The sequence below is a fragment of the Candidatus Methylopumilus planktonicus genome, assembly GCF_000981505.1.
Lineage (GTDB): Bacteria > Pseudomonadota > Gammaproteobacteria > Burkholderiales > Methylophilaceae > Methylopumilus > Methylopumilus planktonicus.
On sequence record NZ_LN827929.1, the window covers coordinates 1,158,440 to 1,183,465 of the forward strand.

General features: G+C 37.0%; 25 protein-coding genes. 11 read left to right on the forward strand and 14 right to left on the reverse strand.

Translation table 11 applies throughout. From position 1 onward, the window contains the following. Positions 1-3 precede the first annotated feature (3 nt). The 5 genes from mobA (at position 4) to lplT (ending at position 4,990) form a co-directional block, all read left to right on the forward strand. Complete coding sequence (gene mobA, locus BN1208_RS06050) at positions 4-579, forward strand: molybdenum cofactor guanylyltransferase MobA (RefSeq protein ID WP_052734660.1); 576 nt, start codon at positions 4-6, stop codon at positions 577-579. Beyond that, positions 576-1,853: a molybdopterin molybdotransferase MoeA gene (moeA, locus tag BN1208_RS06055; protein ID WP_046488806.1), complete on the forward strand. Its 1,278-nt coding sequence runs from the start codon at positions 576-578 to the stop codon at positions 1,851-1,853. Before mobA ends, moeA begins: the two co-directional genes overlap by 4 nt. Before the next feature lie 103 nt (positions 1,854-1,956). Beyond that, complete coding sequence (locus BN1208_RS06060; protein WP_082092856.1) at positions 1,957-2,421, forward strand: peroxiredoxin; 465 nt, start codon at positions 1,957-1,959, stop codon at positions 2,419-2,421. 6 nt (positions 2,422-2,427) lie between these two features. Next, positions 2,428-3,822: a PhoH family protein gene (locus BN1208_RS06065; RefSeq protein ID WP_046488808.1), complete on the forward strand. Its 1,395-nt coding sequence runs from the start codon at positions 2,428-2,430 to the stop codon at positions 3,820-3,822. Next, positions 3,803-4,990: a lysophospholipid transporter LplT gene (gene lplT / locus BN1208_RS06070; RefSeq protein ID WP_046488810.1), complete on the forward strand. Its 1,188-nt coding sequence runs from the start codon at positions 3,803-3,805 to the stop codon at positions 4,988-4,990. The genes BN1208_RS06065 and lplT overlap by 20 nt, the downstream gene beginning before the upstream one ends. An 11-nt stretch (positions 4,991-5,001) precedes the next feature. Here the strand turns inward: lplT and BN1208_RS06075 are convergent, their stop codons facing one another. From BN1208_RS06075 to BN1208_RS06105, 7 genes are all read right to left on the reverse strand, one after another. Then, positions 5,002-6,357, reverse strand: coding sequence for an NAD(P)(+) transhydrogenase (Re/Si-specific) subunit beta (locus BN1208_RS06075; RefSeq protein ID WP_046488812.1), 1,356 nt, complete (start codon positions 6,355-6,357; stop codon positions 5,002-5,004). Positions 6,358-6,360: 3 nt separating this feature from the next. Next, positions 6,361-6,669 (reverse strand): proton-translocating transhydrogenase family protein, encoded by a 309-nt coding sequence (locus BN1208_RS06080; RefSeq protein WP_046488814.1) that lies wholly within the window; start codon positions 6,667-6,669, stop codon positions 6,361-6,363. Continuing rightward, positions 6,669-7,811: a Re/Si-specific NAD(P)(+) transhydrogenase subunit alpha gene (locus BN1208_RS06085; RefSeq protein WP_046488816.1), complete on the reverse strand. Its 1,143-nt coding sequence runs from the start codon at positions 7,809-7,811 to the stop codon at positions 6,669-6,671. Before BN1208_RS06085 ends, BN1208_RS06080 begins: the two co-directional genes overlap by 1 nt. A gap of 23 nt (positions 7,812-7,834) precedes the next feature. Next, positions 7,835-9,142 (reverse strand): NAD(P)/FAD-dependent oxidoreductase, encoded by a 1,308-nt coding sequence (locus tag BN1208_RS06090; protein ID WP_046488817.1) that lies wholly within the window; start codon positions 9,140-9,142, stop codon positions 7,835-7,837. A gap of 97 nt (positions 9,143-9,239) precedes the next feature. Further along, the gene (locus BN1208_RS06095; RefSeq protein WP_046488819.1) at positions 9,240-9,731 is read right to left on the reverse strand and encodes a c-type cytochrome; all 492 of its coding nucleotides are present in this window, start codon (positions 9,729-9,731) and stop codon (positions 9,240-9,242) included. A 159-nt stretch (positions 9,732-9,890) separates the two neighbouring features. After that, positions 9,891-10,763, reverse strand: a complete 873-nt coding sequence (locus tag BN1208_RS06100; RefSeq protein ID WP_046488821.1) for a quinoprotein dehydrogenase-associated putative ABC transporter substrate-binding protein — start codon at positions 10,761-10,763, stop codon at positions 9,891-9,893. 116 nt (positions 10,764-10,879) lie between these two features. After that, positions 10,880-12,757: a methanol/ethanol family PQQ-dependent dehydrogenase gene (locus BN1208_RS06105; RefSeq protein ID WP_046489388.1), complete on the reverse strand. Its 1,878-nt coding sequence runs from the start codon at positions 12,755-12,757 to the stop codon at positions 10,880-10,882. 285 nt (positions 12,758-13,042) lie between these two features. Here BN1208_RS06105 and pip point away from each other — a divergent pair, with 285 nt between their 5' ends. Then, positions 13,043-14,008, forward strand: coding sequence for a prolyl aminopeptidase (pip, locus tag BN1208_RS06110; RefSeq protein WP_046488823.1), 966 nt, complete (start codon positions 13,043-13,045; stop codon positions 14,006-14,008). Continuing rightward, positions 14,005-15,246: a YhjD/YihY/BrkB family envelope integrity protein gene (locus BN1208_RS06115; RefSeq protein ID WP_046488825.1), complete on the forward strand. Its 1,242-nt coding sequence runs from the start codon at positions 14,005-14,007 to the stop codon at positions 15,244-15,246. The genes pip and BN1208_RS06115 overlap by 4 nt, the downstream gene beginning before the upstream one ends. Here BN1208_RS06115 and BN1208_RS06120 read toward each other — a convergent pair. Further along, positions 15,243-16,826 (reverse strand): 2OG-Fe(II) oxygenase family protein, encoded by a 1,584-nt coding sequence (locus tag BN1208_RS06120; RefSeq protein ID WP_046488827.1) that lies wholly within the window; start codon positions 16,824-16,826, stop codon positions 15,243-15,245. The genes BN1208_RS06115 and BN1208_RS06120 overlap by 4 nt on opposite strands. Before the next feature lie 11 nt (positions 16,827-16,837). Next, positions 16,838-17,356, reverse strand: coding sequence for a TIGR00645 family protein (locus BN1208_RS06125; RefSeq protein WP_046488828.1), 519 nt, complete (start codon positions 17,354-17,356; stop codon positions 16,838-16,840). Positions 17,357-17,483: 127 nt separating this feature from the next. Between BN1208_RS06125 and BN1208_RS06130 the strand changes: the two genes are divergently transcribed. Next, on the forward strand, positions 17,484-18,419 hold the full coding sequence (locus BN1208_RS06130) for a helix-turn-helix domain-containing protein (protein WP_046488830.1): 936 nt from the start codon (positions 17,484-17,486) through the stop codon (positions 18,417-18,419). 7 nt (positions 18,420-18,426) lie between these two features. On the opposite strand, the gene BN1208_RS06135 is transcribed toward BN1208_RS06130, so the two are convergent. Beyond that, complete coding sequence (locus tag BN1208_RS06135) at positions 18,427-19,029, reverse strand: LexA family protein (RefSeq protein WP_046489392.1); 603 nt, start codon at positions 19,027-19,029, stop codon at positions 18,427-18,429. A 200-nt stretch (positions 19,030-19,229) separates the two neighbouring features. Here BN1208_RS06135 and BN1208_RS06140 point away from each other — a divergent pair, with 200 nt between their 5' ends. Further along, positions 19,230-19,502: an HU family DNA-binding protein gene (locus BN1208_RS06140; protein WP_028818039.1), complete on the forward strand. Its 273-nt coding sequence runs from the start codon at positions 19,230-19,232 to the stop codon at positions 19,500-19,502. Between the two features lie 77 nt (positions 19,503-19,579). Further along, positions 19,580-20,722, forward strand: a complete 1,143-nt coding sequence (gene clsB / locus BN1208_RS06145) for a cardiolipin synthase ClsB (protein WP_046488832.1) — start codon at positions 19,580-19,582, stop codon at positions 20,720-20,722. Here the strand turns inward: clsB and BN1208_RS06150 are convergent. Then, on the reverse strand, positions 20,719-21,666 hold the full coding sequence (locus BN1208_RS06150) for a pentapeptide repeat-containing protein (protein WP_231854577.1): 948 nt from the start codon (positions 21,664-21,666) through the stop codon (positions 20,719-20,721). The genes clsB and BN1208_RS06150 overlap by 4 nt on opposite strands. Positions 21,667-21,726: 60 nt before the next feature. Between BN1208_RS06150 and BN1208_RS06155 the strand changes: the two genes are divergently transcribed. Then, the gene (locus tag BN1208_RS06155; protein ID WP_046488835.1) at positions 21,727-22,422 is read left to right on the forward strand and encodes an SDR family oxidoreductase; all 696 of its coding nucleotides are present in this window, start codon (positions 21,727-21,729) and stop codon (positions 22,420-22,422) included. Positions 22,423-22,527: 105 nt separating this feature from the next. On the opposite strand, the gene BN1208_RS06160 is transcribed toward BN1208_RS06155, so the two are convergent. From BN1208_RS06160 to BN1208_RS06170, 3 genes are all read right to left on the reverse strand, one after another. Beyond that, positions 22,528-22,845 (reverse strand): PepSY domain-containing protein, encoded by a 318-nt coding sequence (locus BN1208_RS06160; RefSeq protein ID WP_052734661.1) that lies wholly within the window; start codon positions 22,843-22,845, stop codon positions 22,528-22,530. A gap of 111 nt (positions 22,846-22,956) precedes the next feature. Further along, positions 22,957-23,724 (reverse strand): thiosulfate oxidation carrier protein SoxY, encoded by a 768-nt coding sequence (locus tag BN1208_RS06165; RefSeq protein ID WP_046488838.1) that lies wholly within the window; start codon positions 23,722-23,724, stop codon positions 22,957-22,959. Between the two features lie 86 nt (positions 23,725-23,810). Then, on the reverse strand, positions 23,811-25,010 hold the full coding sequence (locus BN1208_RS06170; RefSeq protein ID WP_052734680.1) for an SAM-dependent methyltransferase: 1,200 nt from the start codon (positions 25,008-25,010) through the stop codon (positions 23,811-23,813). Positions 25,011-25,026: the final 16 nt, after the last annotated feature.

Consider the following 25,026-nt stretch of genomic DNA (forward strand, 5'->3'; position numbering starts at 1 on the left):
CACGTGAATCACTCTGTCACTGTGGTCATTTTAGCCGGTGGCCAATCAAAACGTATGCAGGTTCAAAATAAAGCAACTGTTTTACTTGAAGGTAAACCTTTAATAACTCATGTCATTGATCGCATGAAGACTCAGGCAAAACATACCGTCATCAACACGCATCGAAATCAAAAAGATTTTGAAATATTTCATTTACCTCTCATTGATGACATATTAGATATTCAGGAGGGTCCACTTTTGGGAATCTTAACCAGCCTTCAGGCAATCAAAACTGATTGGATACAATTTGTACCTTGCGATACGCCGAATCTGCCAAACGATCTCATTGCAATCTTAATGAAAGAAGTCGAAGCTGAAAAAACTTTAGTTGCGGTGCCTGAAACTTCTGATGGCTTACAATCAACTTGTCTTTTATGTCACTCATCAACATTAAATAATCTTCAGATTTTTTTTAATCAAGGGGGTCGGAAAATTGAAGACTGGATTCGTCAGTTAGCTTTTTCAATTGTGCAGTTTAATGATGAGTCGCAATTTTTAAATGTAAATACTCAAGAAGAATTGAAAAAAGCATATTCATGAAAAAAGATATTCATTTAAGTGATTTAATTTCGGACTCCAGCATGGTGGATGATTACGATCCTAATGCGATGTCTGTTGAAAACACCAAAGCTTGGATTGCTAATTTTTTAAATCCGATCGATCAAAAAGAAACGATACATATTAAAGATGCGCTCAATCGTATAGTTGCTGAACCTATCATAGCAACAATGAATGTGCCTAATCATGACAATTCAGCAATGGATGGCTATGCCATAAATATAGATTTGCTTACCGATCATGGGCCCTTCAAACTCAAGGTTACGGGCAAACTTTTTGCAGGGAACGCACTAGACGGAAATATAGAAGGAGCTGTGCGCATTATGACCGGAGCAACAATTCCCTCTGGATTAAATGCTGTCATTCCTCAAGAGCATGTTGAACTCTATGAAGGCGTCATTACATTTAAAACAAAACCTCTTACAAATCAAAACATTCGCCGCACGGGTGAAGATATTAAAAGGGGGCAAACAGTATTTCAAAATGGCCGATCCCTAGAGCCTTGCGATTTAGGCCTACTTGCCTCGTTAGGTATAGATTCGATTAAAGTTTACCGAAAAATTAAAGTAGCTTTTTTTTCTACGGGCGACGAAATTATTTCACTCGGCAAATCTTTACTCCCTGGCCAAGTGTATGACAGCAATCGCTATAGCCTCATTGGTTTATTAAAACGTCTTGATGTAAACATGCTCGATCTTGGGGTTATCCCTGACGATAAAAAAGCTATTGAAGATACATTGCTCAAGGCCAGCAATATCGCTGATATTGTAGTTACCACAGGAGGTGTTTCTGTGGGTGAAGCTGACTACATGAAAGACATCTTAAAAAAAATAGGTGAAATTTTATTTTGGAAAATCTCCATGAAGCCAGGCAAGCCGCTAGCTTATGGAAAAATTGGTCAGTGCCATTATTTTGGGCTTCCGGGAAATCCTGTATCGACGATGGTTACTTTTTATCAATTTGTAAGAGAGGCTATTCTGACTTTATCTGGCCAAACTCCCATCCCTAAAATACCACTCATTAAAGCAAAGCTTCTAGGGCCCATTAAAAAAATTCCCGGTCGAACAGAATTTCAAAGAGGCGTTTATGAGCAAGATGATCAAGGTACATTTAAAGTAAATCCTTTAAAAGATCAAGGGTCAGGTATTTTAAGATCCATGAGCGAAGCTAATTGCTTTATTTTACTTCACGAAGATCTCGCTCATTTAGAAAAAGATATGTGGGTCGATATTCAATTATTTGATAGTCTCTTTTAAGTTTTTATCACTGCAATTTTATTCACACGAAAGTTCCTTAAACGTTTAAATATTTTTCTAAAATCCCATCACTTTTTTATTAAAAATCGCTTAATATAGGTACGTGGAAATCAATAAAAAAGTACCCTTACTTAAGCTTCCTGGCACCAGTGATCTTCAATTTAATCTATCGGATTACAAAGGTCGTTTTCTCGTTATTTATTTTTACCCTAAAGATGCAACCCCAGGCTGTACCGCGCAAGGCGTTGACTTTAGAGATGCTTATAAAAAATTTCAGGCACTTGATACGGAGATATTTGGTATTTCTCGTGACACATTAAAGTCCCACGAAAACTTCAAGGCAAAATTTACATTTCCCTTTGAGCTTCTAAGTGATGAAGAAGAAAAAGCATGTGAATTATTCGGTGTCATAAAAATGAAAAATATGTATGGTAAACAGGTAAGAGGTATCGAACGAAGTACATTTGTAATTGATCCAGATGGTAAATTGATTAAGGCTTGGCGAGGCGTCAAAGTCGAAGGTCACATCAAAGAAGTTTTGCAATTTATTAAACAACACAACTCTTAAGTAACTATGGCCAAAAAAAATAGTACGACCAAACTTTTTGTATTAGATACCAATGTATTAATGCACGACCCCTCAAGTATTTTCCGATTTGAAGAACATGATATTTACCTTCCTATGGTGACCTTGGAAGAGTTAGACAATAATAAAAAAGGTGTTAGTGAAGTTGCCCGTAACGCAAGACAAACGAGTCGCAATTTAGAAGAGATTATAGGCACCAAAGAAGAAAGTTTAGAAAAGGGCCGTTCACTAGGTATCAAAGGCAACACACATGTCACAGGTAAACTTTTCTTACAAACAACAGCTCTCCCCCATGATTTACCGATGCTCGCAGGTAGCAAAGCCGACAATCAAATTTTAGGGATCGTTGCATATCTCAAAAAAGAACACGCTGATCGCCAAGTCATTCTCGTCAGTAAAGATATCAATATTCGAATTAAAGCGAGAGCCCTAGGCATCGCTGCCGAAGATTATTTTAATGATAAGGTGCTTGAAGATACCGAGATGCTCTACACCGGCATCACTGAACTTCCAGAAGATTTTTGGGAGAAGCACAGTAAAGATATGGAATCATGGCAAGAACATGGAAAAATGTTTTATCGACTGACAGGGCCTATGTGTCTTAATTTCTCAGTCAATGAATTTATTTTTTACGAATTCGATAAACCCTTCCACGCTATAGTTAGAAAAATTACCGGTAAAACAGCGACACTCGAAGTCATTAAAGATTTTATTAATGGCAAACATAATATCTGGGGCATTAACGCTAGAAATCGAGAACAAAATTTTGCATTAAATCTCCTCATGGATCCTGATATTGATTTTGTGACCCTTCTGGGTCAGGCAGGTACAGGCAAGACGCTCCTTACGCTTGCTGCAGGTTTAGCGCAAACACTTGATAAAAAAATCTACAATGAAATTATTATGACGCGTGTCACGGTTCCTGTAGGCGAAGATATTGGCTTCTTGCCGGGTACTGAGGAAGAAAAGATGACACCATGGATGGGCGCACTAGAAGATAACTTAGATGTACTTAATAAAACAGATGAAGAAGCAGGCGAATGGGGAAGGGCTGCGACACAGGATCTTATTCGCTCACGTATCAAAGTAAAATCACTTAATTTTATGCGAGGCAGGACATTCCTTCATAAATATCTCATTATTGATGAAGCACAAAATTTAACACCTAAACAAATGAAAACGCTTATTACGCGCGCAGGTCCGGGGACTAAGGTTGTATGCCTGGGCAATATTGCGCAAATTGATACACCCTATTTAACTGAAGGTAGCTCAGGCTTAACTTATGTCGTCGATCGCTTTAAAGGTTGGGATCATAACGGTCACATTACACTTGTGCGCGGTGAACGCTCTCGCTTAGCTGATTATGCTGCTGAAACACTTTAAGCTAAATGTTTCAAAAGGTTTTGTTCCTTTACTGATTGCACAGTTTTTATCAGCACTTGCTGACAATGCGCTTTTATTTGCAGCTATTGCATTACTCGCGCAACTCAATTCCCCTCATTGGCACCAGCCTCTTCTGCTTCAATTTTTTGTGATCTCTTATATTATTTTAGCGCCCTTCGTAGGTGGCATCGCAGACGCTTATCCTAAAGGTCGTGTCATGTTTTATTCCAATGCTATTAAATTTATTGGGAGCTTATCTATGTTGCTAGGTATGCAGCCCCTTTATGCATATGCGATTGTAGGCGTAGGGGCTGCAGCTTACTCTCCTGCAAAATATGGTATTTTGACTGAACTTCTGCCGCCTAAAGAACTTGTCATGGCAAATGGATGGATGGAAGGTTCAACAGTCTTCGCAATTATTTTAGGGTCTATTATTGGGGGTGCGCTCGCTCAATTTGATCCTCTTGTTGCCATCATTATAATTACAGGACTTTATTTGCTTGCGGCTGTTTTTAATCGTTACATTCCATTATTTCCTATCGATCATAAACTGACAAAAAAGAATCCTCTATTTATGATAAAAGATTTCTGGCATGCATTTAAAGTATTATGGAATGATCCTCAAGGTCAGTTATCACTTGCAGTGACCACCCTCTTCTGGGGTGCTGGTGCTTCATTAAGATTGATTGTCATTGCATGGGCAAGCTATGCATTGCAATTTAATTTAGAAGAGGCAACACGCTTAACAGCTATGGTTGCTTTTGGTATTGCCATTGGATCAGTCATAGCAGCTCGCTATATCAGTCTTAAGGATTCAGTGAGGGTTCTTCCAGCCGGCATTCTTATGGGTGGCTTTGTGATGACTATGGTTGTGATCCATGATTGGCATATTGCGGCTCTTATCTTTTTACTGATTGGCGCATTAAGTGGATTCTTTATTGTTCCATTGAATGCACTCCTTCAACATCGAGGCCATTTACTTATTGGTGCAGGCCACTCTATTGCAGTACAAAACTTTAATGAAAATATTGGAATTCTTTTATTAAGTGGCACTTACACTTGGATGGTAAGAGAAGAATTTTCTATTAATACTATTATTATTCTTTTAGGTTTATTTGTGAGTATCACGATGCTTGCAATCTATAAGCATTATAAAAAAATAATATAAAACTCACAGGCTTAATCTATTGCTTTAACAATATCATCAGTAACTTTTTTTGCGTCTCCAAATACCATTATAGTTTTATCTAAATAAAATAATTCATTATCCAGTCCTGCATAACCTGGAGACATTGAACGTTTATTTACAATGATAGTCTTCGCTTTAAATGCTTCTAGAATAGGCATGCCATAAATAGGGCTTCCAGGTTTTTTCGCTTGTGGATTAACGACATCATTCGCTCCAATCACAAGGACAACATCTGTTTCAGCAAACTCATTATTAATATCTTCCATTTCGACAATCATCTCGTAAGGAACATCTGCTTCGGCCAAAAGCACATTCATGTGCCCAGGCATTCTCCCTGCAACTGGATGAATTGCGTATTTAACCTTAATACCTTTACTGATAAGTTTTGTAGTTAATTCTTGTAAGGCATGCTGAGCTCTTGCCACGGCTAAGCCATACCCAGGTACAATAATTACTGAATCTGCATTCGATAATAAAAATGCAACATCCTCAACCGAGCCTGATTTTGATATTTTTTGACTTTGAGAAGCATCGTCTACAGCAGCAGTGTCTGAACCAAAACCTCCTAACAACACAGAAACAATAGAACGATTCATTGCTTTACACATAATATAAGAAAGAATTGCGCCTGAAGCCCCCACACACGCGCCTGCGATGATTAAAACAGAGTTGTTAAGAGAAAACCCGATACCTGCCGCAGCCCATCCTGAATAACTATTCAGCATCGAGACTACAACCGGCATATCTGCACCACCGATTGGAATAATAAGGGTTACTCCAAGTGCAAATGCAATAAAGCACATCAAAAGAAATATAGAAGTATTGTGTGTACTATAAAAGAAGATTCCTGCTGAAATCATTGCAATAAATAAGAATAGATTTAAAAGATGCTGACCTTTAAATTGAATCATTTTTGCACTGAATTTTCCAGAAAGCTTTCCAAATGCAACGACTGAAGCTGAAAACGTAATAGCGCCAATAAAAGCGCCAATACATAACTCAACTCTCTGAGCATCACTATGAACATCGCTTGTATTAAAAACTGCAGCAATTGCAATAAGCACCGCTGCTAAACCTACAAAGGAATGCATTAAAGCCACAAGCTCAGGCATGCTCGTCATCTCAACTTTTTTGGCTGCAAAAATTCCAATCAAGGCACCAATCAATATTGCAATACCTACCATAGGAACAATTAAGTTATGCCCAATATTAAATGTAGTTAAAATTGCAACTGCCATTCCAATCATACCGAGTGTATTTCCTAATCTCGATGTTTTAGGTGAAGAGAGTCCTTTAAGAGAAAAGATAAATAATACTGCTGAAAATAAATATAATAATGAAGCCATGATTTAATCTTTGTTGGTACGTTCTTTCTTTTTAAACATATCTAACATTCTTTTTGTCACCATAAAACCCCCAAAAATGTTCACTGACGTAAGTAATATCGCAGTGAATGCTAATACACTCGTTAGGTTAATTTCATGATCATCGATAGGGACAGCTTGTAAAATTGCACCTACAATCACAATGCCAGAAATAGCATTAGTTACAGACATAAGAGGTGTATGTAAAGCAGGTGTGACATTCCACACAACGTGATAGCCAACAAATATAGCTAATACAAAAATTGAAATATTTTGGATGGTCATTAAATCCATTATGAGTTTACCTTTCTTTCATTAAATAGCTTACCTTCACGAGTCATTAACGATGCGCTCAGTAATTCATCATCATAATTAATCTCTAACTTTCCATCGGTATTGATTAATAATTTTAAAAATTCATATACATTCTTTGCAAAAAGCACTGATGCATCATGGCTCACTAAACTTGGAAGATTTGTATAGCCCACAATAGTAACGCCTTTATGTTCAATGACTTGATCTGCTTGAGTTAATGGACAATTTCCACAACCACCTTGTCCTGTTCCTGCAGCAAGGTCAATAATGACGGAACCTTGCTTCATACCCTCTACAGTATCCTTAGAAATGAGCTCTGGGGGAAACATGCCAGGGATAAGTGCTGATGTAATGACAATATCTGCTTTCATTGCATGTTCTGATACAACACCTGCCTGCCTTTTTAACCATGTTGCAGGCATTTTTTGAGCATACCCACCTTGTCCTGACGCAATATTTTTTTCTTCTTCTGTTTCAAATGGAACATCGATAAATTTTGCACCTAGTGATTCGATTTGTTCTTTCACTGCAGGCCTCACATCAGAGGCTTCCACAATAGCGCCTAATCTTTTTGCGGTTGCAATCGCTTGAAGTCCAGCAACACCTGCACCTAAAACCAATACTCGGGCTGCTTTCACTGTGCCTGCTGCTGTCATAAGCATAGGCATAAATTTTTTATAAAATTGGGTAGCTAATAATATAGATTTATAACCAGAGATATTTGCTTGTGAAGATAAGACATCCATGCTTTGAGCTCTCGAGTTTCTTGGAAGTGCTTCGAGCGCAAAACATGTTAAGCCTTGATTAGCCATGATTTCTTTAAGTGGGTAATTAAAAGGCTCTAGTAAACCAATAATTATAGTGTCTTTTTTTAGAGATTTAATTTCATCGTGACTTGGTGCGCGTACCTTAAGAATAATTTCTGTGTCGGTGACCTTGCTCTTAGATTCCACGATTGCACCTTCATTTATAAAGGCCTGATCTGAAATATGAGCTTTTACTCCTGCATCTTTTTCAATAAACACTTGGCATTTCATTTGAATTAATTTCTTAACAATTTCAGGCGTGATAGCTACACGATTTTCTCCATCAACTATTTCTTTAAGAATACCAATTTTCATTTATGACTTCTTTTATAAATTAACTAATGAAGTTTTACTTGGGCTTCTGATCTACGCGTAATCATTCGAGCCAATGACTGCAATGCCATACTCGTAAATCCATGTAAGGCCATTAAATGCATTTTGTAAAGTGATTGATACATCAATCGTGCAATTATACCTTCAATAAACATAGAATCTCCTATGAGAGAGCCCATTAAATTACCAACGGTTGAATATGTCCCCAGGTTGACAAGTGAGCCATAGTCTTTATAAACGTAGCGAGGTAAATGTGTTTTTCCTTTAACACGTAACTTCATACTTTTAAAAAGAAGATTTGCTTGTTGATGGGCAGCCTGCGCTCTTGGCGGAACATATTGATCAGTACCATCGATCGGACATGCAGCACAGTCTCCAAAAGCAAAAATTGAATCATCCTTAGTTGTTTGTAATGAACTATTCACCATTAATTGATTGATACGATTAGTTTCTAACCCATCAATATTCTTTAAGAAATCTGGTGCCTTCACTCCTGCTGCCCAAACCACAAGGCCTGAAGAAATAATTTTTTTAGTGTGTGTCTTAATACCTTTTGCAGAAACTTCAGTCACACGCTCACCCAAATAAAGATGTACATTTAACTTACGTAATTCCAACGCTACAGAGTTAGATAATTTTTTTGGTAGCGCTGGAAGTAAGCGAGAACTTGCTTCAATGATAGATATTTTTATGTCACGATCAGGATTGACGCGATCAATACCGTATACAGTCATTTCGCGTGTGGCTTTATGAAGTTCTGCTGCAAGTTCAACGCCTGTAGCTCCTGCGCCTACAATCACCACTTCAAGCTGACCTGGCTGAATCGATTTCTTTTGTGTTTGTGCTTTTAAAATAGCATGATGTAATTTTTGATGAAATACTTCGGCTTGCTCTTGTGTATCTAATGCAATCGAGTGTTCTGCTGCACCTTTAATACCAAAATCGTTCGTAGTGCTGCCTACAGATATAACTAATGTGTCGTAATGAAAACTTCTTCTTGGAATAATTTCTTTACCATCTTCATCTATATATGATGCGATCGATATTTCTTTCTTACGACGGTTGAGTCGATCCATACGGCCTAAGCGGAAACGAAAGTGGTGCCAATGAGCTTGAGCCATGTATTCCAATTCATGCTTATCAGGGTTCATACTCCCTGCAGCAATTTCGTGAAGGAGTGGCTTCCATACATGTGTCTTCGTGCAATCAATCAAAGTGATTTCGGCTTTTTTATTTTTACCTAATGTATCGCCTAATTTAGTGGCAAGCTCTAAGCCGCCTGCACCCCCACCTACTATCACAATCTTATGCATTTCACTTCCTTAAATACAGACAATAAAAAAACCACTACAGCAATTATACAGGAGTGGTTTTTTATTATTTTCCAGAAACTATCTAGATGATTTCAAATTACTCGTTACCTGTAAGTCCTTTTCCTTGCGTACGAACCCAGGCAATAACCTTTAAAAGTTCATCCACCTTAAGTCCGTTTGTAGGATCCGTAGCATCCATAATACCTAAACCTTTTCCACCCATACCACCGTTTGTCCCATGCCATAAAGTTTCAAACATACCTTTGTTTGTTGCATCTTTAGGATAGCGGAATGTAGGGCCTACTAGACCCGGGCCTACTTGACCCTTTGCATCTCCACCATGGCACTGAGTGCATGAGTAAAGTCCGAAAAGCTTTTTACCTTTTGCTTCTGCTTCTGCATTACCAACATATGAATTTTTACCAGTAGCTAAAAATTCTTTTGCTGCTGGCGTATCAAAGAGAGCTGCGTCAAGTTTAAACGTACTTCCATCTGTTGTTTTTACAAACGTAACATCAGCAGATGCCACACTTACAATTGTCATCATAGAAACTAAAAGTGATGACATGAGTACTTTTTTTACTAACATAATTTCTCCTAAAAATTGCGTTAACCTTTAAGGCTGTTCGCTCCTAAATATAAATTCTACAAAGCTGTTTTATTTTCCAAAAATTCTAAGAAAACATACAATAATATTACTCATTTTTTGTTATAAAGTCACCCTTTTGGAGTGACTTTTTTTTGAACTTTACTTGCCTGTCTTGTCGCCCATCACCACTGGCACATGAGGGATGCCGTAATCATCTAAAATCTTCATAATTTTAGATTGGTTTCGATCAAGGGCACCTTGAATCATTTCCATTCGGTCTTTATCTTTCTTTCTTACTGCGAGAGAAACATTAAATTCTGATTTGCCTTTTTGAGTATCAAATGAATTTCGTTCAGATTTAAATTCAGGAAGTGGGACAATTACTAAAGGCTCCTTGGCGGCTTTTGCATAGTAGCCTCCTATAGGTCCCCATATAATAGCAACATCAATTTTTCCCGCGACTAAATCATCGATCATATGACCTGGTGGTAAATTTAGATCTCTTTGTAATCGGTAAGGACGAGCATTCCCCATAAGATCATGATCGCGCAATGCAATGGTGGGTGGGCTTTCACCTACAATACCAATAATACCTTTTCTTAAATCTTCTGAATCCCAATCTTTAATATTGTAGTTACTTGATTTTCGATACACGAATACATAACCGGAGCGATAATAAGGCTTTGAAGTGCGCAATGAATCGACATCTGATCCCATCCCAATAATCACATCACAGCGTTGCGCATTAATCGTGTTTCTTAAATAGCCCTGACGATCAAGCCAAAATTCATAACCCAGCTCCTTGCCTAAATCTTTTGCTAAAACTTCTGCAATTTTATTTTCAAAGCCCTCACCTTTTTGATTTGAGTAAGGTAAATTTTCTGGGTCAGCACACACTCTAAATTCTTTATCTACAGGGGTTCGATATGGCATACCAGGTAAACCATCTTCACGCTCCTGTCCTGCAGCAAAAGCATTCCCCATAAAAGCTATATTCATTACATACAAAAACATCATTATTTTTTTAAACATTTTTTTCCTTACCAGTTAAATATCATGGGCCCTATAAAAAAACACCCCACTCGAAAGTGGGGTGCTTATAGGACATACTAACTAACAGTTAGTTCTATAAAAAATCTTTCGATTAATTATAGGCTAAATACTGTTAAAGCACCGCCGCCAGGAGCAGCATTGTACTTAGTAAGTTCAGCATAACCACCAGCAGCGCCAAGAGCGTCTGTTGGGTTAGTTAAGCCAAGGTTCATTGCAACGCCAGCCCAACCACCGATGCCTGATAAAACGCCAACGTGTTGTTTGCCACCGTTTGTGTATGTGAATGCATTACCAATCACACCTGAACCAACTTGGAATTTCCAAAGTTCTTTACCTGTCTTAGCGTCAAGAGCTTTGAACCAACGATCAAGAGTTCCGTAGAACACTAAGTCTGTAGCAGTATTTAAAGAACCGCCCCAAGCTGAGAACTTCTCTTTGTTGTACCAAACTTTTTTGTTAGTCATTGGATCATAAGCGCCGAAGCCACCCATTACACCGTCTGGACCAGCAAACATAGTTAATGTTGCACCAACCCATGGTTGACCTGCTACATACTTAGACTCAACTGGTTCGTATGTCATACAAACGTGGTTAAGTGGTGAGTAGATAAGGCCAGTCTTAGGTGAGTAAGAAGCTGGTTGTTGATCTTTTGTACCCAATGCAGCTGGGCATACACCCTTAGCATTGTAGTCTTGGTGCGTAGAAGCTGTAGCTAACTTGTTAGGTACACCAGATTTCATGTCAACGTCAGTTGCCCAGTTAACAAATGGATGTACTTTTTCTGCAGCAACTAAGACGCCGTTGTCAGCTTGCCATGTATAAGCAAAACCGTTACGGTCATGGTGCCATGCGTATGTCTTGCCACCATTGTCAAATAAGATCACTTCGTTAATACCGTCGTAATCCCACTCATCATGTGGTGTCATTTGCATACCCCAGCGTGCCATACCAGTGTTTAAGTCACGTGCGAAAACAGTCATAGACCATTTATTGTCGCCTGGACGTACATCTGGATTCCAAACTGATGGGTTACCTGTACCGTAGTACACTAAGTTTGTTTTTGGATCGTACGGATACCAACCCCATACAGAGCCTCCACCATGTTGCCAACCATCTTTAACTGCTTGTGGTTTCAACCATGTTTTAAGACCTAGATCTTTTTCGCCACCTTTTAACTTAGCAGTATCAATTTTCTTGAATGAACCGCCTTGTTTGTTACCACCATTAACGTCTTCATAGACTGATAATGCTGAGTAAAGTGGTGTGTCTTTATTGAAGTCTTTGCCGATTAATACTTCAGCATCAGGACCTGTTGAGTATGCTTTCCAAGCTAATGAACCGTCTTTAAGGTTGTAAGCTGCCATAAAGCAACGTACACCAAATTCAGCACCAGAACAGCCTGTTAAGATTTTATCTTTAATCACGTGCGGAGCGTTTGTATTTGTAGCACCAACTTTTGGATCTACGTTTCTAACGTCCCAGATTTTTTTGCCGGTTTTAGCATCTAAAGCAACTACCATACCGTCATTTTGATTTAGGATAATTTTACCGTCACCGTAACCAAGACCACGGTTCACGTTATCGCAGCAAAGAACTGCTTGAACTGAAGGATCTTGTTTTGGGAAGTAAGACCAAACGATTTTTTGATTGTCGTTTAAGTCAAGCGCGTAAACGTTGTTTGGGAATGCTGTATGTACATACATCATGTTACCAACAACAACTGGAGAACCTTCGTGACCACGGTTTACACCGGTTGCGAATGTCCAAGCTGCTTTAAGGTTTTTTACGTTACCTTGGTTGATTTGAGATAATGTGCTGTAAGCTTGATTTGAGTAGTTACCGCGAGGTGCTGCCCAGTTATCAGCATTAGCCATTGCTTTTTCTTGATCAGCAGCTGCTGAAGCAATCATTGGCATTGCCACTGATAGACCAGCTACTAAACCAAGAGCTAACTTGATTTTGTTAATTTTCATATAAATCTCCATAGTTTTTACTAAGGGTTTTAAAAGAAGTAAACTCTCTTGTCACTTTAAAATTTAAAGTGTTTCGCTTTAAAGACTTTTAAGGTGCTTCGAAGGCTTACTTTCAGCACAATTTGACTCGTGCTTGAGTAGTAATATATGCCTCTTTTTTTTAAATTGCAACACTTTCGTTACAATTTGTTAACATTTTTTTAGGGCTTTTTTGACAAAAAACCTGATTTCAGTAATTTTTGTTAAAATAGTCAATAAAATCAATAAGAAAGACAATTATTTCCTATGCCTAGTAACTCTTTATATACCTTATACCCAGAGATTTCACCGTATCATGCCACCTGGATAGATAGGCCTCATGGACACAAAGTTTATGTCGAGATTTCCGGAAACCCCCATGGAAAACCGATTATTTTCCTTCATGGCGGGCCTGGTGGAGGCACTAATCCTAAACAGCGTCAGTTTTTTGACCCCAAACACTACCAAATCATTCTTTTTGATCAAAGGGGTTGTGGTCAAAGTAAACCTTTAGGTGAAGTCAATGGTAATACAACGGCAGATCTTATATCTGACATGGAAGCCATTCGAGAACATCTTCATATTAAGCACTGGATTATTTTTGGTGGCTCCTGGGGTAGCGCCTTAGCGCTAGCTTACGCCAATCAATACCCACAAACTATCAAAGCACTTATATTGCGAGGTATTTTCTTAAGTCGCGAAACTGAACTTAATTGGTTTCTAGATGAGGTCAAAGCTTTTTTCCCGGAAGCGCATCGAACTCTTCTTCATTACTTGCCAGAAGATAAACGTGACGATCTTATAAAAAATTATAGTGCGCTTGTATTTTCAAACGATTTAAAAATCAGCGGGCCGGCTTCCATTGCATGGAATCAATTCGAAGGCGGTCTTTTAAAATTACTACCTCAAGTCGAAGAAAATAAGACGCTCACAGATGACGATATACAAAATGAAATTGCGCGCGCACGCGTTCAGCTTCATTACATCAAAGATAAATGTTTTATTGATGGAAAGAAGATATTAGAAGAAGTGAAAAAATTAAAAGATGTTCCTACAACGATCATTCAGGGACGTTACGATATGGTCTGTCCGCCGATCACGGCTTATGAGCTTCACCAACATATGCTTCATGCCGATTTTATTATGGTGCCTGATGCAGGACACTCTGCATCTGAACCATCAATGACGCATGAACTCATAAAAGCTACAAATAATTACAGAATATTATCGTGATAATAAAACTTCATCCTCTTTTTAAAAATCTTTATCAAAAAAAAGATGAGTCTCTTCCTATTTTCATGATGAAAGAAACATTGGCAGGATGTAAACGCCATAATGTGTTTGGTTTAACTGCGTCTCTTTCTTTTTTCTCTCTTTTTGCTTTAATACCAATGATTCTTCTCATTTTCTTTTTCTTGAGTCATTGGTTAGTCAATTCAGAATTTGCCTTAGGGAAATTAGCACTTCTCACGAGCAATCTTTTACCGCAAATTAGTAAAAAAATTATGCTTGAAGTCTTCAAGATATCAAGCCACACGAAAGCATGGGGCATCTTAGGCACCCTTATTTTATTATGGGCAGCAACGCCGCTTACCAGCTCGCTGCGCGCCAGTCTGCTTATTATCTCAGCCACTGAAGAAAATCCATCATTCTTAAAAAGTAAGATTCGAGATATCGTCTCTATCATTGGGATTCTTTTTCTTTTCTTTCTTTTCACTCTGTCAGGCATGGTCATACAAAAAACCGCTGTCTTTTTTAGTGAGTATTTAAGTTTTTTTAATTCACAAATGATTTATTTTATAAGCTCATTTTCGTTTGTTGTTTTATCACTCACACTTTTTAATCGATTTTTCTTTCCAATCAAGGTAGATGTAAAACATATTATTTTAGGTTCACTACTGACAGCATTCTTGTGGCTTATGCTCCGCTCAACGTTTGACATCTTTCTATCTTTAAGTCATTCATACGGAACCTTCTTTGGCGGGATGCGAAATCTTTTCATTTCGCTCATTTGGCTATATTTGAATATTGCTTCTTATTTAGTTGGGGTAGAACTGATGGCGACACTTCACAAAAAAGATATGTTGTTATTAAAAAAATTATTTGACGACTCCATTCCGCTTTCAAGCTCTTTCATTCATTATCTTGCTTCACGTTACGGAAAAATATACCGACAAAATGAAATGATTTTTGAGCAAGGTAATCGCGAACATAATGTATATTTTATTGTTCAAGGCTCAGTGGATTTAATTCAAGATAGTCGCGTGATAAGGTCTTTAAAGGCTCATGAATACTTTGGTGAAATGGCAGTCTTAAATGAAACACCAACGATTGCTTCAGCGATGTCAACTGCTAACGAATCTGAGATCATTGCGATTCCAAAAGTGCATCTTGAAATGATGTTGGCTGATGAACCTAAAGTAGCGATGAAATTTTTAAGGAAAATGTCTTTGCGATTGCAGCAACGTTAAAAGTTAGCAGGTTTTAAATCAAAAGCAATACAAATCCTTTCTTCATTAGAGCTAAAAGGTATCGTTCGGTGAAAAACGGAGGATGGGAAGAAAACAACATCCCCGACCTGCGGTAAGTATAGTTTTTTTTCAAAGTCATCATGCATTCTCGGATAATCATCACCATCGATACTTAATTCAATACCACCTTCATCAGGATGTTTTTTTTGTTGCGGAATTGACAAATAAACAGCGCCACTGATCCAACCTTCCTCATGAATATGTGATGCAAGATGCCCGCCTGTTTGCATTTTGACAAACCATGAACTACTAAACTCAATCGTTTTTGGAAAAGCTTTAATAAACATCGAATCTTCATGCTTATAGTGGTCATAGTATTTTTTAATAAGCAGTGTAATTTCTTGCGACAATCTTTTAAATGATGGATCTTTACGTTTAAAAAGATTGCCAGATGATTGAATGCCATTGACTAAGCGACTTTGCATACGCTCAGAAATATCAGCTTCAGTAATATCACTTAAGAGTGATTGCAATAAATTATCCTTAGGATCTTTTAATGCATCCACTTGACCATGAAACACAAAATGAAGTGGGTCTGGACAAAAATTGTAGCGATCTTTTTTAGCAAAGTTTTTTGCATAATGTGTTGAAAGCGTTGCTAAAAGAGGTGAGGTATTCTTTTTACCCATCGCCACACTTAATTCTTTGTCGAAGATATCGAATTGCTTTGTCTTATATAGGCAGTAAAGCGATCGCTCTTCCCAGTCGTTTAATTGAGAGGCTTTATAAAACTCATAAGCATCTTGAAATTTTTTGTTGTCATGAAGAAATGTTGCAAGATTGTAATTAGCGATTGGGTTTTCTGGGTTGATTGATACAGCTTCTCTTAACCAACGATTAGCTTGCACAATTTCACCTTGGTGCCATAACGCATCACCGATGACTGAACAAACTTCAGCATCTTGCGGATTCTTCTCTAACGCTTTTCGGTAAGATTGGATAGCCTCTTCTAAATGTCCCTGATTACGATATGCATTACCTAAATTAAAATGACCTCGGGCGTGATCTTGAATTTTGAGTGATTGCTTAAAAGCCTGAATAGCTTCATCAAATTCACCTTGTAGCAAATAGACAGCCCCTAAACTGCCATGTGCCTCATAAAAGCCTGGCTCCAATTCAATCGCTTTTTTATAAGCACTTAGAGCTTTGTCAAATTGTGATTGACTTTGAAAAGCTATGCCAAGATTAAAATAAGCCACTACTAAATCTGGTTTAATCTGAATTGCTTTTTGATAATTTAGAATTGCGCCTTCGCTATCGCCCATCTGATATAAGACTGAACCTAAATTAAATTGTATTTCTGCAAATTGTGGTTGAATCTTTAAAATATTTCGATAGCTATCTGCGGCCTCTTTAAATTTGTTTTGTGCCTCTAAAGATACACCTAAGACATTATGCAAAATTAGTTCTTTTGGAAAATCTTCTAATAAAGCTTTCGCTTTTTTTTCCGCTAAAGCGAATTGATTAGATTGATGAAGTTGAATTAAATCATTAGCATCTGATGATTTGAATACCTTCATATCAATCTTGTTTAATGATGCGGTGTATCTTCTGCAATTTTATCCATAATCGCAAAAAGAACGCCTGAAACAATAAAGGTCAAATGTATGCCCACCATCCATGCCATTTGTGTATTCGTTAATATTTGTCCTGGTGTAGATGCATGCATAAAAGCTTTTAAAAGATCAATCGCTGAAATAGCTACAATCGAACCAATTAATTTAAGTTTTAACCCTGAGTAATCCACTTTCCCCATCCAATGGGGTTTATCTTCGTGGTTGTCCACATCAATTTTAGACACAAAATTTTCATAGCCACTAAAAATAACCATAATGAGAAGATTGGCCACAAGCGTCATGTCAACTAAAGCAAGTATAGATAAAACGATTTCTCGTTCTGGAGTGTCAACCACGGTCATAACTATATGAAAAAATTCTTGCCCAAATTTTACAAACAAACATAAGAGACCACCCACTAAACCCAAGTACATAGGCGCTAGAATCCAGCGACTCTTAAATACGACTTTCTCTAGAATTTCTTCAATTTTCATGCAAGCTCCATTGGCTATCGTTAATTGGATAAATCATATCATTACTCAGTCTTCTATATATTTGAGTAATGATTGAAAAAAACTACTATTAGGATACTATTTTATCTTTACTTTCGTAAGTCATGTGATGTCGAACGATTCAATTATTATCCATGGTCATCTTTTAAAAGAAGCGCGGGAAGATTTAAATCTTTCTCTTGAAGATGTCGCTCGCCATTTAACCTTAAACGTTAAACACATTACCTCGATGGAAGAAAATAAGAAAGATGGGTTTGTATCTACCTCAATTAAACTGATTTCTATTAGAAAATATATAGCCTTTCTTGAACTAGATATTGATACGGTTATTGAACATAAGAAAAATAAAGCAAAGTCTTTGTTACTGCCTGAGCCGGAAATTGAAAAAGATGTTGGTGTGGCGGAGCATCCGTCGAATAAACAAATACTTTTTCTATCATCAAAAATAAAATTATTCTTTTTGTGGGCAAAAACACACATTAGAGTACGGTATATTTTTTACTTCATTACTTTCCTTTTTATTTCTAACTTTTTGATTGGCGTATATCAAAAATATGCTGTCGCTCACAAAAACTTTGAAGGGCGAGAAGTCGATTTGCCCAATATTGAATCACTCCCAAACGATATTGCCACTTATGAAATTAAACCCGGTGAACAAACATCAGAAGCGCACGAATCACTGCCCATTCAAATCAAAAAGGCTGAAGAAAATAAAAGGGAGATGAAAGATGTTGCAATTAAAATGTGTGGACAAACAGTTTCAAAACCACTTACACAAATCTCATCCCCTACAGACCCTCTGAAGCCTAGCGATTACTTCCATATCATCTCAAAAGGCCAGCAAACGATTTGTATATTAGATAGCCAGGGCAAAGAGGATAAGTATCTGATGACTGAAGGTCAAAAATTAACTTACCGAGGTGGAAAGGCTCCTTTTAAACTTTTGATTAATCCCGAACTTAGTGAAATTTTTTATGAAGGCTGGCTAGTTAAACTCAAACTTGATCAAAGCTATATTCAACTGAATCCTAAAACCTATAATTGAATTAAGCTTATTTAAATTTTCTCACAGCGCCTGTTACTACACCCCATATTTGAAACTGAACCCCTTCTAAAACTTCAATAGGGCTGAATGCTTCGTTTGCAGGAATTAAGCGAGGAGAGCCATTTTTATTTTTAGCTAAAGTCTTGACCGTAAACTCACCATCTAACGATGCCAATACAATATCGCCAATAGAAGCTTCCTGAGATCGATCTACAATCACTACATCGTTGTCATGGATACCAGCGTTATCCATCGAATTTCCTTTAATGCGTACAAAAAAGGTCGTATCAGCTTCTCGAATAAGATAATCATTAAGATCCATTCTTTTCTCAACATGATCATCTGCTTGGGACGGAAGCCCTGCGGGCACCTTGTGTTCAAATAAAGGAATCTTAGCTTTAGTCATCACCTCATTCACTAAATCAATCGATACCACATTTGAAATTTCTTGGATCTTCCTTTTGGCGTAAGCCTCTAGGATATTTGAAATTACAGCAGTTTGGCTTTCTGGCACTCTGACTAAAGTTGTCTTCTCACCAAATTTTCCGGTGCCTAATTTTCGTCCAGCGCCTGCTCTTTTACCGCCTCGAATAGGAACAATTTTTTTCATTTGAATATTGTAACAAGAATCAAATGAAAAGAAAGCTTTATTTTTAATTAAGTAGATATCGATAGAACCCTTATCTATTGCGAAAAAAATTGAATATGACTGTTGACAAGGCTTAAAAATCAATGCAAAGTACGCCTAGACCTTCTATGACGCTGTCATTTCAATGGTCTTACATATCTTAATTTACATTTGGAGGAATTATGAATAAAGGCGAACTAATCGAAGCAGTTGCAAAAGCAGCAGGTTCAACAAAAGCAGACGCTGGTCGTGCGATTGATGCAACACTTGCAGCTATCACTAAAGCACTTAAAAAAGGTGACGTAGTAACGCTCATCGGTTTTGGTACTTTTAAAGTTTCTAAACGCGCTGCACGAGTTGGTCGTAACCCACAAACTGGTAAAGAACTTAAAATACCAGCACGTAAGGCTCCAACATTCAAAGCGGGTGCTGCACTTAAAGCGGCAGTTAACTAAGCTTAGAATTAGTTATTCATTTAAAAGCGCTTGGGTTTAAACCCAAGCGCTTTTTTTATGGCTTAAAATAAAGCGCTATGCCTTATTACATCAAAGGAAATAAGATTGAATTGCTTAAAAACGGTAAAGATTATTTTGCTGCCGTTATTCAATCTATCAAAAAAGCCCGAAAAAGTATTTTTATAGAAGCCTATATATTTAGTCATGATATGACGGGCAAGAAAATACTAACCGTACTTAAAGAGGCTAGTCAAAAAGGTATAAAGGTCTATTTATTACTGGATGGATTTGGAAGTCGCGATCTTTCACTAAAAGTGATTAATGAAATTAAAGCTTCAAAAATCTACTTCCTTTTTTATCACCCAAAAATTGCGCCCTATCAAATGAAGCGCATTTCATTAAGACGACTTCATCGCAAAATGATTTTAATCGACCATGAAATTGCTTATATCGGTGGCATCAACATTATTGACGATATGCATGTACCTAATGGAAAAGCGCCACGTATTGACTATGCAGCTCAAATAAAAGGGCCTGTCGTTCATCTTATCAGCCGAAGCATGGTAAAACTTTGGAAAAGAGTGTCATGGTCACATTTCGAAAAATCATTTATTCCAAAAGATTTCTACAAGCAAATAGTAGAGTATCCGAATGGCACAAAACTAAATTTTATAGAGCGCGATAATTTCCGCCATAGAAGAGATATTGAAAAAGCTTATTTAGATGCCATCGAAAATGCTCAAGATGAAATACTTATTGCAAATGCTTACTTCATTCCAGGCAAAAGATTTGAGAGAGCTCTAATTGCAGCAGCTCATCGAGGAGTATCGGTAACACTTCTCTTAAAGGGTGAAATAGATTATTTCTTATCGAATGCTACACGAGCTTTTTATGGGAAATTTTTAAAAGAGGGTATTACCATCTTTGAATACACTAAAAGTTTTATGCATAGCAAGGTGGCAGTGATTGATGATACTTGGTCGACTGTAGGGTCTTCTAATATCGACCCTTTCAGCCTTTTGCTGGCTAGAGAAGCAAATATTTTTATATGGGATAAATCTTTTGCGACTCAACTTAAGAAAAATATCAAAGAAGATATTCGATTAGGGGGCACTGAGATTCTCTTAAAAGACTGGGATAAATCACACTTAGTTAAAAGAATAAAATCCCGTATTGCATATTTTATTATTCGTATAAGTTTAGGTGTCGCTAATATTTAAGGCATTCCACAATCGAAGCATTTACCTTTGACTGTTGAAAATCCTTTTACCGTTGACAACCCTTTAACATTGGTAAAAATGGCACCATCTACAATAGCATCCGTTAAATTTGCATTTGTAAGATCAGCGCCTGTTAAATCTGCTTGACTCAGGTCAGCACGATACATATTCGTATTTTTTAAATTTGCTTCCCTTAAATCACCAAATAAAAAACTCGCAATATTTAAATCAGCGCCTTCAAAATTTGTTTTATAAAATTTACCGCCCACTGAATCAAATTTCATTTGTCCCATCGGCTGATTGCCGACGTCTAAACCAAATTGACCATATTTGATGGTAGCGCCTGACATATTGACCGCGCCTAATGTGCCAATCATACGAGCCCTTGTTAAATTAGCACCCTTAAAATTAGTATCACCAAAAATCGCTTGAAAGATGGTTGCTTCAGTTAAGTTAGCGCCTGAAAAGTTTGCTTTTTCAAGACGCGCTAAATTCAAATAGGCTCTCTGCATATTACTGTTTGCTAAATTAGCACCTATTAGATTGGCTCCAAAGACACTCGTATTAAGCATGTTACAGTGGCTCAAATCTAAGCCATTCATATCTAGATAGCCTAAATCTTTATTCGAAAAGTCACAGTCAGGACTCTGGATTTGTTTCAGGACGTCCTCTTGAGATATTTTTTTACGGCCTACTTCTTTATTTTTTTCGTAAAAAACTTCAGCTTTTTTAATAAGCTCATCTGGTGTTTTTAAAAAGATGTCTTTACTCATCTCACTCCCAAAGCAATAAACCTTACCTTGATAATTTGCATTGACTGAGCAATCAGTTTTAAGGAAATTCCCTTCAGACAAACTTAAGAGGCAGTAATTACCAGACTCGCCTGCGAAAGCTAAATTGGCAATAAGGAGTAGAAATAATATCCAATACCTTTTTAATAACATGACAATACATCCTAAAGATTTTGATTTATTATAAACCTTTATCATTTCATATTTTTTATTATGTCTAACAACAAATATACAGTTCTTATCACTGGGGCGAATAGGGGATTAGGCCTTGAGTTCGTCAAACAGTATGCTTTAGATAATTATGAAGTCATCGCTTGCACCAGAAAGATAAATAAAAAAGATGCTCTTCATCGACTTCAAGCCTCTTTTGAAAATATCTCTATTCACACTCTCGATGTTGAAAATTTTCTATCAATTGATCAATTTGCTAAAACGTTAACAAAACCTATTGATATTTTGATTAATAATGCAGGTCTTTATCCCAATAGCTCATTCGATGATATTAACTATGAAGCGTGGCTTAACGCTTTCAAAATCAATACACTTGCCGCTTTTAAAATGACAAAAGCTTTTCTACCCCACCTTAAAAAGGGCGAATTAAAAAAGATAGCATCACTCACAAGCAAGATGGGAAGTATTGATGACAATTCGGGTGGCGGTGCATATCTTTATCGATCCAGCAAAACTGCACTTAATATGGTGATGAAAAGTTTATCCATTGATTTAAAGCCTCACGACATGAGTCTTATTACGCTTCATCCAGGATGGGTGAGAACTGACATGGGAGGACCCAACGGACTTATTGATGTGGATGAGAGTGTGACTGGTATGAAACGTCAAATTGGTAAGCTTTCAATTAAGACTACGGGTCAATTTATTGCTTACGATGGCAAAAAAATTCCTTGGTGATAGAAACGCTTTCAATTCATCACGCTAAAAGATCTGTCGAGTTTTTATCTAACCTCGATAGAAACTAAAAAGCCACTTACAAAGTGGCTTTTTAGTGATGAAAAATTAATCTTTATTTATACTATCCTCAATGACTGCACCTGATTCTGCGTCACATTCAATTTCCCAATATTTACCGTCAGCACCTTGAATATCAATATCAAATATAGGTCGACCATCCTCTGTTTCCATTTGAATTCCTATAATCGCACCAGGATGTTTTGCTAACGCTGTTTTCATACAACCGCTCATTACCTCATTATGTTTTTTAAAGTCCACAATCACTGGCTTATCCTTATCCTTATAATCGTTGCCATAGAATAAAACTGCACCAACCAGAACCCCCACAATTACAAGGGCTAATATAGCTAAATATTTTCTCAAAATAATCTCCTTAATTTAAATGTATTATAACAATAGGCTAAAATTAAGATTTCATTTAAAAAAGTAGTCTTTTAAAAAAACTCAGGCTTAATTTTTATCTGTCTTATTTTTTTAAATGGGTTTATGAAGAAATTTTCTACCCTGCGTATCAACTGCCATGACTTTTAACTTGCCTGTAATTTTTGGTGAATCAAAAGTAAAAAATGGATTTTCAGAAGTACTGCCTCCACCAAATTCAGCACTCCAAATTTCTTTCTCATTATCTGTGACACTTATATAACTCAAATGCCACTCTTGCAATATAAAAAGGCCTGTATGATTACTCAAATTAGCTTGGAATCCGTTATGCTGGGGGTGTCTAATAGATATAGAGGCTCTATTATATGTTTGCAACACTTTCATGGCCCCAATTTCTTTATTAACTGCTTCGACGTCATAAATAGTCCCCGCAGAACAGCCACCTGCTGATCGAATTGCTACTTGATTGTAAAAGAATTTACCATTTTCATCTTCTGCGATCACATCCACATAACTGTCTTGCTCCATGCGAATATGAGTTTTAAAAGTAAATGGCGCAGTTTTAGGGTACATCGTCAATGCAAGAGATCCGATGCCAGGTAATTGATGTGGATTACCTTCAACGACTACTGAAATTTTTTTATATTTATTCTTCACTGTAAAATTAAAAGGGACTTGAGTTCCATCTAGGGCCCTTTTAGAGACGTTAAATGTGATGTCATCTGTTTTAGTTAAAGATTTACCTTTGAAGTATTTATCTATAACACCATTTAAATGATTAGGCGTTTCGGCCTGAGCATTAAAAGCTGCGAAACTGCTGATAATGAACATAGAAATTAAAAAAACTACTTTTTTCATCATTTTGCTTTCCTTAAGATTTTCATTAAGCGACCAAATATAATGCTCTCAAATGTCTAAAAGTTCAAGAAAATAGACCTTTTATTTTATTAATTACGATATCCGGGCTTTACCAATTTAAGATGAATATCACTGATAACTTTTTCTTTGAAACCCCCTTCGCAATAAGCCAGGTAAAAGTGCCACATTCTAATAAATACGTCATCAAATCCTAAAGCCCTGACCTCTTTTATATGGGCAAAAAAAGCCTCTCTCCACAAGGCCAACGTTCTAGCGTAATGATCACCAATATCTTCCACATTATAAATTTTCAAATCAGAAGACTCCACAATACTATTTTGTAGAGCAGTCAGAGAAGGAATACAGCTCCCAGGGAAAATATACCTTTGAATAAAATCAACTGATCTTTTAGCTTTTTCGTAGCGTTGATCAGCAATTGTAATAGTTTGTATGAATGCAATGCCATGAGGTTTTAATAAATCAGCACACACCTCAAAATAGGTGTCGAAATACTGATAGCCGACAGCCTCTAACATCTCAATAGAGACTAATTTGTCATAACGACCTTTTAAATGCCGATAATCTGAAAGTAACACCTTAATCTTATGCGTTAATTTTAATTCTTTAATTTTTTGTTTTACATAAAGGAACTGTTGTTTTGAAATAGTTGTAGTAGTGACTTTGCATCCATAATTTTGCGCGGCATAAATGGCAAAGCCTCCCCAGCCAGAGCCAATTTCAATAACATGGTCTCGCGCGGACAACTCAAGCCCTTGACATACTTTTTCTAATTTATGAATAGACCCTTTATAAAGAGAGTCTTGAGGATTTTTAAACACCGCAGACGAATACATCATGGTTGCATCTAAAAATAGTGAGAAAAAATTATTACCTAAATCATAATGCTTAGAAATGTTAACGCGGCTTCCTTTAACCGAATTTTGATTTAGAAAGTGCAAACATTTAAGAATGGGTTTCAGAAAAACATTAAATAAGCCTTCTAACTGATCCATTGCATTTTGATTGATCGCCATAATACGAATGAGCTTAGTTAAATCATTTGCAGACCAAAACTTTTGCATAAAAGCCTCACTAACACCAATAGAGCCACCAAAAGCGAGCGCCCCATAAAATCTTGGATCGTGGACAGTTATATGAGCACTTAAACTTCCCTTGCTTCCGAAAGAAAATTTTTTACCCCCCTCTTCGATAGAGATGTGGCCTATATCTATTTTCTTTAACTGATTGAAAACAAGTGATCTCGCAAAATGATGTAAAAGATTTTTCATAGTCATAATTAAAATT

Excerpts from the sequence above, each read along its gene's own strand:
- BN1208_RS06085 (WP_046488816.1), bottom strand. The coding sequence starts at position 7,811 with ATGAAAATTGGTATTCTTAAAGAAATAGTTGATGGAGAAAATCGTGTA.
- BN1208_RS06095 (WP_046488819.1), bottom strand. The coding sequence starts at position 9,731 with ATGTTAGTAAAAAAAGTACTCATGTCATCACTTTTAGTTTCTATGATG.
- clsB (WP_046488832.1), top strand. The coding sequence starts at position 19,580 with ATGCCTTATTACATCAAAGGAAATAAGATTGAATTGCTTAAAAACGGT.
- BN1208_RS06080 (WP_046488814.1), bottom strand. The coding sequence starts at position 6,669 with ATGGATTTAATGACCATCCAAAATATTTCAATTTTTGTATTAGCTATA.
- BN1208_RS06165 (WP_046488838.1), bottom strand. The coding sequence starts at position 23,724 with ATGATGAAAAAAGTAGTTTTTTTAATTTCTATGTTCATTATCAGCAGT.
- BN1208_RS06120 (WP_046488827.1), bottom strand. The coding sequence starts at position 16,826 with ATGAAGGTATTCAAATCATCAGATGCTAATGATTTAATTCAACTTCAT.
- BN1208_RS06140 (WP_028818039.1), top strand. The coding sequence starts at position 19,230 with ATGAATAAAGGCGAACTAATCGAAGCAGTTGCAAAAGCAGCAGGTTCA.
- BN1208_RS06135 (WP_046489392.1), bottom strand. The coding sequence starts at position 19,029 with ATGAAAAAAATTGTTCCTATTCGAGGCGGTAAAAGAGCAGGCGCTGGA.
- BN1208_RS06155 (WP_046488835.1), top strand. The coding sequence starts at position 21,727 with ATGTCTAACAACAAATATACAGTTCTTATCACTGGGGCGAATAGGGGA.
- pip (WP_046488823.1), top strand. The coding sequence starts at position 13,043 with ATGCCTAGTAACTCTTTATATACCTTATACCCAGAGATTTCACCGTAT.
- BN1208_RS06075 (WP_046488812.1), bottom strand. The coding sequence starts at position 6,357 with ATGGCTTCATTATTATATTTATTTTCAGCAGTATTATTTATCTTTTCT.
- BN1208_RS06105 (WP_046489388.1), bottom strand. The coding sequence starts at position 12,757 with ATGAAAATTAACAAAATCAAGTTAGCTCTTGGTTTAGTAGCTGGTCTA.
- BN1208_RS06150 (WP_231854577.1), bottom strand. The coding sequence starts at position 21,666 with ATGTTATTAAAAAGGTATTGGATATTATTTCTACTCCTTATTGCCAAT.
- moeA (WP_046488806.1), top strand. The coding sequence starts at position 576 with ATGAAAAAAGATATTCATTTAAGTGATTTAATTTCGGACTCCAGCATG.
- BN1208_RS06125 (WP_046488828.1), bottom strand. The coding sequence starts at position 17,356 with ATGAAAATTGAAGAAATTCTAGAGAAAGTCGTATTTAAGAGTCGCTGG.
- BN1208_RS06065 (WP_046488808.1), top strand. The coding sequence starts at position 2,428 with ATGGCCAAAAAAAATAGTACGACCAAACTTTTTGTATTAGATACCAAT.
- lplT (WP_046488810.1), top strand. The coding sequence starts at position 3,803 with ATGCTGCTGAAACACTTTAAGCTAAATGTTTCAAAAGGTTTTGTTCCT.
- BN1208_RS06090 (WP_046488817.1), bottom strand. The coding sequence starts at position 9,142 with ATGCATAAGATTGTGATAGTAGGTGGGGGTGCAGGCGGCTTAGAGCTT.
- BN1208_RS06170 (WP_052734680.1), bottom strand. The coding sequence starts at position 25,010 with ATGAAAAATCTTTTACATCATTTTGCGAGATCACTTGTTTTCAATCAG.
- BN1208_RS06130 (WP_046488830.1), top strand. The coding sequence starts at position 17,484 with ATGTCGAACGATTCAATTATTATCCATGGTCATCTTTTAAAAGAAGCG.
- BN1208_RS06100 (WP_046488821.1), bottom strand. The coding sequence starts at position 10,763 with ATGTTTAAAAAAATAATGATGTTTTTGTATGTAATGAATATAGCTTTT.